At 39.8% G+C, this 387-nt stretch carries 1 protein-coding gene; it reads left to right on the top strand.

Translation table 11 applies throughout. The annotated features are described in order from the left end of the window. Positions 1 to 387: ISAs1 family transposase (locus FW757_RS23230; RefSeq protein ID WP_446441795.1), on the top strand; the 387-nt coding region annotated here is incomplete at both ends.

The raw sequence follows: 387 nt of genomic DNA, 5'->3' as shown, positions 1-387 counted from the left end.
AATTCAGGTGTTGTGCTGTTAGTCATAACGTAAGTGATTTATCAGAAACGAGCAATTGGAAAGATGCCAAAACAGTGGGAGTTATTGTTTCTTATAGGAAAGAAAAAAACAAAGTAAGCAATGAGTTATGCTATAGATACTACATCAGTTCAGCATATTTATCGGCGGAAGAACTCGCAAGATCTGCACGGCAACATTGGCAAATAGAGAATGGATTACATTGGCGTTTAGATGTCGGATTTAAAGAAGATGATTGCCGAATTAGGCGTGAAGGTGCAGCACCTGTATTTGCGGGGCTGAGACACATCGCATTTAATCAGCTAAAAGCAGAAACAAGCTTTAATAAAGGCATGCCCGCAAAACAGAAAAAAGCTATGCGCAGTACAG

Source organism: Pseudoalteromonas sp. 1181_04 (assembly GCF_052850545.1).
The sequence above is the reverse complement of the archived record's forward strand: the minus strand, read 5'-3'. Positions and strand labels throughout refer to the sequence as shown.